The 8,471-nt window shown below is 47.3% G+C and carries 5 protein-coding genes; 1 reads left to right on the forward strand and 4 read right to left on the reverse strand.

Annotation, left to right across the window (positions count from 1 at the left end):
• Positions 1-28: 28 nt before the first annotated feature.
• Complete coding sequence (locus EPN93_06015; GenBank protein ID TAL37244.1) at positions 29-1,900, reverse strand: acyl-CoA dehydrogenase; 1,872 nt, start codon at positions 1,898-1,900, stop codon at positions 29-31.
• Between the two features lie 280 nt (positions 1,901-2,180).
• Positions 2,181-2,474 (reverse strand): XRE family transcriptional regulator, encoded by a 294-nt coding sequence (locus EPN93_06020; protein TAL37245.1) that lies wholly within the window; start codon positions 2,472-2,474, stop codon positions 2,181-2,183.
• Positions 2,475-2,931: 457 nt separating this feature from the next.
• On the opposite strand from EPN93_06020, the gene EPN93_06025 reads away from it, so the two are divergent.
• A complete protein-coding gene (locus EPN93_06025; protein ID TAL37246.1) occupies positions 2,932-4,746 on the forward strand; it encodes a hypothetical protein in 1,815 nt (604 codons plus the stop codon).
• 160 nt (positions 4,747-4,906) lie between these two features.
• Here EPN93_06025 and EPN93_06030 read toward each other — a convergent pair whose 3' ends face one another.
• Together EPN93_06030 and EPN93_06035 are read right to left on the reverse strand one after the other, a co-directional pair.
• A complete protein-coding gene (locus tag EPN93_06030) occupies positions 4,907-6,580 on the reverse strand; it encodes an AraC family transcriptional regulator (protein ID TAL37247.1) in 1,674 nt (557 codons plus the stop codon).
• A 455-nt stretch (positions 6,581-7,035) separates the two neighbouring features.
• Entirely contained in the window at positions 7,036-8,364 is a 1,329-nt protein-coding gene (locus EPN93_06035; protein TAL37248.1) for a hypothetical protein, read from the reverse strand.
• Between the last annotated feature and the right edge of the window lie 107 nt (positions 8,365-8,471).

Here is an 8,471-nt window from a genome sequence, read left to right on the forward strand (position 1 = left end):
CTCATATACGTATCAGAAATAGTACCGCTTATTCGGCCGGTGCGCCGGTAAAGATCTCGTCCGAGGTCTTGATAACCGCCGCTTCGTCCGAAAGCAGCGAATCGATCTGGCCGAAATACCGGTGGAACTCGCTGCCTATGTAGTACTGTGCCGAAAGGACCTTGCCGGAATAGTATGCCGCCTCTGCGTTGTCCTTAAGCAGCGCGTCGCGCTCGGGACCCTTCTTGTCGCCCACAAGCTGCTTCATCTTGGGGGTCGCAAGCGTAAGCGCCCAGAGGTGCATCCACGCATGGGTAAGGTAGCGGAAGGCGACCTGTAAAGGAGTCGCCGCGGCGAACAGGTGGAGGAACTTGCCGCCGCCCATCTGCTCCTTCATCTTCGCGATGACTTCGTCCATCTTCTCGACGCCCCTTTCGAGCATCACGATGTACTTGTCCTCGACCACGCCCTTCGCCTTCGCGCAGGTTTCCTTGATCTTCTTCTTGTACACGGTGTAGTTGTACTGTTCGGGGTTCATGAGTATCTTGCGCATCGTGAGGTCCATCGACTGGATGCCGTTGGTGCCTTCATAGATGGACAGGATCTTCGCGTCGCGGGCGAGCTGCTCGACGGGATAATCCGAGCAGAAGCCGTAGCCGCCGTAAACCTGGCAGGCCTCCCCGGTGACGAGCCATGAAAGGTCGGTGTTGCCGGCCTTGCAGATCGGGATCATGATCTCGACGAGCGCCTGCGCCTCTTTCTTCTCATTGGCGTCGGCAACGTGCATGTAGTCGAGGTTGTAGCCCACGAAGTAGGAGATCATGCGCATCGCTTCGACGTTCGACTTCATCCACAGAAGCATGCGGCGGACGTCGGGGTGCTGGATGATGTTGACGCTCTTCGCTTCGGGGTTAAGCATCTGGGTGACGTGCGCGCCCTGGAGGCGGTTCTTCGCGTAGGTGATCGCGTGCATGTAGGCGGCGCTGGAAACCGCGAGGCCCTGGTTGCCCACGAAGATGCGTGCCTCGTTCATCATCTGGAACATGATCTTCATGCCCTTGCGCTCTTCGCCCAGGAGATAGCCCACGCAGTTGCCGTTGTCGCCAAAGCTCAGGGTGCAGGTCGCGGAGCCCTTGATGCCCATCTTGTGCTCGATGCCCGCGCACACGACGTCGTTCTGCTTGCCCAGGGAACCGTCCTTGTTGATGTGGAACTTGGGAACGATGAAGATGGATATGCCCTTCGTTCCGCCGGGATCGCCTTCGATGCGGGCGAGAACGGGATGGATCACGTTGTTATAGATATCGTTGTCGCCGGAGGAGATGAAAATCTTGGTCCCGGATATCTTGTACGTTCCGTCGGCCTGTTTGACGGCCTTGGACTTGAGGGCGCCCACGTCGGAACCGGCATCGGGCTCGGTGAGGCACATCGTTCCGCCCCATTCGCCGGTGTACATCTTCGGGAGATAGGTTGCTTTCTGCTCGGGGGTTCCGAACGCCTTGATCATGTTCGCGGAGCCGATCGTGAGCATGGGATACATCGTGAATGCCACGCAGGCGGCGCTGAAATACTCGGTGCAGGACTGGAAGAGGACCTCGGGCAGGCCCATCCCGCCGAATTCAGGCTCGACCGCGAGAGAGATGAAACCGGCCTCGTGGTACGCCTTCATCGCGGTCTTGTATGCCGGGGGGACCTTCACTTCCTTGGTATCGGGATTGTATTTGACGCCTTCCTTGTCGGCGGGCGCGTTGGCCGGATACACCTGCTCCATCGCGATCTGCTCTGCCAGGTCGAGGGTGGCCTCAAGCGTGTCGCGGTCCATGTCGGCGTATTTAGGAAATTTGTTCAGCTTATCAACTTCGAGCATTTCGAAAAGAACAAAACGGCAGTCTCTTGTGTCAACCAGCTTGTTCAGAGCCATATATGACCTCCGGTGAATTTAGCTTAACATTTTTTAAATAAATGTCTGCAATTCAATCCAAAAGAAGAGGCATCTTTTTGTCAATGAATTTCTACGGGAACGATGACTTATTATGGAAACGACCGGACAGTCAGCGATCGCTCCACGGTATCCTCAAAACGGAGCGTGGCGATGAATGCGGTTCATAAAAATCAGGGGGGCCGAATCGCGGGCCGGCCACGAATAGCGCTCAGAATGGATGGGCGCTCTCGGACCACGGTAACGCATGCCCGCTATGCTATCAGCGGGCATGCGTTGACTTTTTGCCTTCCCTATCAACTTTAAGCCTCAGACCGAGAGCTGAACACACTTTCACCAGGGTCTGGACGTTGCAGTTCGCGCCGTTTTCGACCCTGGAAAGCTGCTGCTGGGTGATGCTCGCCTTTTTCGCAAGGTCTGCCTGTGAGATGCCCAGGCGGTTCCTTTCATTCGCTATTTTTACCGCGAGTTCAATGTACTTCTTTTCCTCGTTATACGCCTTCCTGAACTTCGGGTCTTTCATCTGTTCATCGAGATGTTTTCTGAACGATCTCATCTAATGCCCCCTTACTTTTCGCTCGCTGTTGCGCGCCAGGAATTCCTTGCGGCATTTCTTCGCCTTAGAGATCTCGGCCTTCGGCACCGTTCCAGTCGCTTTTGTGAAGATCTTGGACGCGCAACAAGTACAGTAAGCAGGAAATAGAACTACAATCTGCTCAGACGTTGTAGCCAAAGCATCATCATTAGAATCAAGTTGATGAATATTAAAATTATCAAGATAATTTATTTCTTAGCTATTTTTACAATCCAGGCTTTCATTATGCTCCATGTTTTAAATACCGGATAAATACTACCAGTTCCCCGTGTTGATATATTGGCAATATTCTGGCGTCGCCAGAATATTGCCAGACATCTCCAGACCTTTTTTATTATCTTATGCTTATGTTACTGATAACTGTGCCTGTGAATCAAGTCAGTAAATTTTGTTTTTAAGAGTATTAAAGGAGTATTTTATGAAGTTTCTCAGATTTTCGGCAATGCTACTGATCGCGGCAACTCTGGCGTTTACCGCCTGCGGAGGCAGCACAGAAAACTCTGTTTCACCCGGGCCATCGACAAAAGCGATCACGGCCTTCAGCATTGATGGTCTTTCAGCTTCCGGTATTATAAGCGAAGCTGGCCATAGTATAGCGATATATGTACCTAATGGAACCGATCTAACTGCACTTGTGCCGACTATCACTCATACCGGGGCAAGCATCAATCCGGCATCCGGAACAGCGCAAGATTTTACCGGCCAGGTTACTTATACCGTAACAGCAGTGAATGGCTCAATGCAGGATTATATAGTGACAGCCACTAAAACAGTTTCAATTACATTTGAAAAAAACGACACCGGGGCTGCCGGGATAATGCATAAACAGGCAATTGCAACCGGTTTAACAATGAACTTAGCTGCCAATACATTTACAATGCAAGGTTTTAAATTTGCAGGATGGGCGGAAACATCAGAAGGCAGCGTTGCTTATGGAGATAAAGCAAGCTATACAATGGGTACGTCGGATGTAACTTTATACGCAATGTGGTCAAGATGGACAAAACTCCTGGGTGCAAATGGTGTATATACATCTACAAACAGTGTATCTGTAGATTCAAACGGCAACAGCTATCTTATAGTAGGGGCAGCCGGCGATGGCAATCTTGACGGACAAACAATAAGCGGGAACTGGTCTAAATTTTTTGTCGTTAAATATAACAGCTCGGGGATAAAGCAATGGTTGATTCCATTGGGCAGCTTTCCGGATATTTCGGTTGGCAAAATATCTGCAGACCAGAGCGGTAATTTTTTTGTTACAGGATATACAACAACTGATCTTGATGGAGAGACATTAACCGGCGGCTACGAGAATGCATTTGTTATGAAATATAATAGTTCCGGAGTAAAACAGTGGACAGAACTTCTGGGGACGGAACTTCTGGGTGAAGCAGGGGCGCCGGCCTCCTTTTCGCAGATAGAAGGATATAGTATATCTGCAGACCAAAGCGGTAATTGTTATGTTACAGGCACAACTGCTGATCCAGTATGGGGTTACCTCTGTACATTTACAGCCAAATACAATTCTTCCGGAGAAAACCAGTGGGTAAAGCTTCTCGGCGAAACCAATAAACTTACAGCATATGGGTATAGCATATCAACAGACTCAGGCGGCAATTCATATATTACAGGTAGTACATATTCCGATCTTGATGGAGAGACTAAACCGGATGTTTATGCTATTTTTACAGTTAAATATGACAATTCAGGAAACAAACAATGGACGAAACTTCTGGGCGGAAATAAAAGTATAATGACAAAAGGTATTTCAGCAGACTCAAACGGTAATTGTTATATTACAGGTTATACAGAAGGGGCTTTCGACGGACAACCCAAAATCGGTTGGTCCAATGTTTATCTGGTCAAGTACGACTATGCAGGGACAAAGCAGTGGACAAAATTTTTCGGGGCGAGCAATTCATATACTCATGGATCCGGAATAGCTGTAGACTCAGGCAATAATATATATGTTACAGGCGACACGAATGGGAATCTTGACGGAGAAACAAGCACAGGTAATTATAACGCATTTGTGGTAAAATATAACGATTCCAAAATACGGCAATGGACAAAACTGAAAGGTGCTAATGCATATGGTTACAGCATATCTATCGATTCAGGTGATAATATTTATGTTGCAGGCATTACATATGCTGATTTTGACGGGGAAACATATAGAGGTGGGGGCAGCCTGATACCGGATTTATTTATAACAACAATATTTAATCCATGATAATGTGAACATCCAGCAGGACGCCTTTTGCGCATCCCGGCGCCGGGGCATCCATGCATGTAATATTAACCGGTAATGATGAACCGGCAATATTTTGGCGTCGCCAGAATATTGCCTGGCTGTCAGGAGTTTTTAAGCCGGGCAAACTGACTGCAGCTTATCAGCCCTTGCGGAAATCGCCGGGGGTACGGCCAGTACCCGACATAAAGGCATGGTTAAAGGTGCGGAGGCTGCGGAAACCGACATTCATGGCTATATCTATTATGGGGGTATTAGTTTCGGCAAGCAGTCTCTGGGCTTCTGTAATGCGCAGGTCGTTAAGGTATTCGTTATATTTTTTCCCGGTGTGCATCTTGAAGTAACGGCTGAAATTATCCGGGTGCAACCCCAGCGATTGTGCAAGATTTTCGCGTGATATGTCCGAAGCATAGTTCGCGGCCAGGTACTCTATAGCAACGTTTATCTTATCACCAATGCTGTCGGTCAATACATGAGAATCAGCCTTCATTCGTTTTATGGCAGCCTTAAGGTCGTCGTTGTCCATGGAGAGATGCGTTACATGATGCTTCATGACGATGAAATCGCGGGTCATGTCTGCTACCTGCAGCACGCAAAGCGCCAGGGTTCCTGCAGGGCGAAGGCTGACCGCCGGAATCCCCATTGAGATAAGCCTGTAAAAAAACAAAGGAAGCGACATATCAAAAAGAGAGAAAAGCAGAATTATAAAAAGCCCAAGCTTTACAAGAAAAACATTCTCACGTCTCATGACTGTGGCGCGTATCAGAATGTATAAGTACAAAAATAATAATGAAACGGAAATCAGATGGTATGGAAGGAGCATATGATTGATGTATTCTCCTGGAATCACGGCAGTAATAATACACGCAGTGCTTATGATAATTGTGAAGCCCCACGCGACGGCTCGTGGAACGTCCAGGGGAAAGATGCGGCGTAAATACGCGATTATAAATATGCCACCTGTCAGGTAGGAAAAGTGAGCCCACCGGTAAGAGCCGGACCATGTTAAGAAAGATATAACCGAGCTCCAGAAATTTTTATCATTGCCGCTTATCTCAGGTACTAGGCACAGGCAGATCAGCCCTAAAAACAGATACTGGTATTCCCTGGGCTGCATAGAGAAGATGAAAAGCTGGTACAATCCCAGCAGAACAAGAATGCACGCCCGGAAAATTGTAAAGATATTGCCCAGTTGCCTGGAATCCATGAGCCGTGACATGCTGCCAATATCCACCCTTCCTATAATTCCGCCTGCCGGGAAGTGGTAATTCGCAGCTTGAAGAATTACCTCGTAATTGCTGTTTGTTACGGGAAGCTGCACTATATCGTCGGAAAAGTTAGAAACCGTCGAAGCGGCACTTGTTCCGGGCGTTCCTGCGCTATGGATCAGTTTCCCGTTGACATACAGCCTGTACGCCGATCTCACGAAGCCGAGCCTCAGGCCAAGGCTGTTCGATTGCTCTCCACCCATGATTATGCGAAGCCGGTATGTTGCATATCCGTTTGCCAGGTTCGGTGAGTATATTTTTCGGCCCGGGTTCCATCCGCCAGGTACGTTCATATAACCTTGTCCTGCGTGGCTGCCGGATTTCCGGAAATCATCCGGCGAAAGAAAGCTCATCCGGTAAAATTCCCATTCCCCGTCCAGCCCGGCTGTTCCGTCTTTGCTGAAGTTCCATTCCGTGAAATCAATGGAGCCTTTTACTGCGACCGGATTCTTCTTCCCGGAAGCCGTACATCCGCATAACATGGAAAACACGGGCAAAAGCAGTGTTATGAGACACAGGGGAAAGAGCTTTTTCTTTATAATGTACATGTAATATTATCTTTGGGAATAATAAATAGCAATAGCAGTAAATGCTGCGTTAAGAAGCGCAGACAAAAGAGTATTAAAAATCACCACAGCAAAAGTAAAGCTTATTATTAGTATCAAGGAAAATACCCTCTCCCCGGAGCGCGGTTCCTCCCGACATAAGCGCCATTATAAGAAGTGTTTCCGTGAACGAAGGACAATACATAGGAATCCGCATTCTTTTTCCAGGAAAGTACGCTGACATAACGGTTGATACCGGAAGCATCCTCCGCTGAAAAGTCAACGCTCCCCGGTTAAAAAGCTCCCGGAGAGAAGTTAATGTCACAGCCCGGATACTTGCTCTTTTCGACTGATCAAAAGATATGGGGTGAACTATTGAGAGTTATCGATGAATAGGGATATTCCTGTTTCTACGGATTCGTACCGCTTTTCATCGATAACTTCTTCCAATCCTCAGTCTAATACGAGTCTGTTAACAGATCTCCATTACCCGATGGATTTATATTCTTAAACAATTTTGTGCCGTCTTCAGTACCGTCGCTTACCCAGAGTTCATAGCGATTTGTCCCGTCGAGTGCAGAAAAATATATACTGTCTTTTACAACCAGAAAATTACCCGGACGAGTAGAACCGCTTGCTGTTCCAGGGGTTATATCCTTAAGCATTGCAGTGCCGGCCGCTGTTGCGTCGCTCATGCACAACACATCATTTGTACCATTAGGTACCCATGTTGCTTTGAAGAATAATTTATTATTCATTGTAGCAATAACCGCCTTCTCATCGAGGGTAACATACAATTCGTTAACATTTATACTTTCTGTCCCTGCGGTTGTACCATCACTCATAAAGAAACTAGTAGAAGCAGTTGTATAATTTGTTGCGAAAAAATACAGTTTATTATTCAGGACAGTCAATGAAGTGGGCTTTGTGACCGTATTTGCATCAACAATCATACTGGTGCCGCTCTCGGTGCCATCACTTACCCACAGTCCATTTGCTGATATGTCCGCAGCCTGAAAATATGCTTTCCCATTCATGGCTGTAATAAATTTGGGATTTGAACTGCCAGTACCAGTTTTAATATCCTTAACCATGCTTGCTTCATCCGCTGCCGCTGAGCCGTCAATTACCCATAATTCATTGCCGTAGGTTCCTCCATCGGCGGCAGAAAAGAACAGTTTATTGCCAACTACGGTCATGTACTGTGGGTTATCGATAATCCCTGCATATTTTTTATCCTTTACTATAGCCGTTCCTGCAGATGTTCCATCGCTCACATATAGTACCCAATGACTGCCTGAAACTCCTCTGAAATAAAGTTTGTTATTCATTACAACCGGTTTTCCGGTAATTGCATAAGCGGACTCAACGTCGAATATAACATCACTTACCTTCTGTGTTCCGTTCACAGTTCCATCGGTTGCAAAAAGATGCGGGTCAGAAGTATCATGGACTCCATAGTACAATTTCCCGTTCATTACAGTTAAAGGGGATTGATATTCAGAGAGTGTAGTATTAAGAGCCTTAACAATATGAGTTCCCGTCTCTGTCCCGTCGCTTACCCACAAATCTCTTCCGTTAACGCTGTCATAAGCAGAGAAGTAGACCTTTCCGTTCATATATGTAAATCTTACCGGATTACTTTTGCCGGAATTCTTATTCGTATCTGTATTTATATCCTTTAACAATTTCGTGCCCGCTTCGGTGGTGTCGCTTATCCAGAGCTCAAATCCGTGCGTGCCGTCATCCGCGTTAAAAAGAAAATAAGTTTTAATGTTTCGCTTCACCCAAATGGGAATTATTTTCGGTTGAATTAAGCTGGTAAATCCTCCAGTAGATTGCTGTTCAATTCCCTGTTTCGTTCAAATCTTGCATTACGGGCCTGTTTGAGTTT

It is taken from the genome of Spirochaetota bacterium (assembly GCA_004297825.1).
Classification (GTDB): Bacteria; Spirochaetota; UBA4802; order UBA4802; family UBA5368; genus FW300-bin19.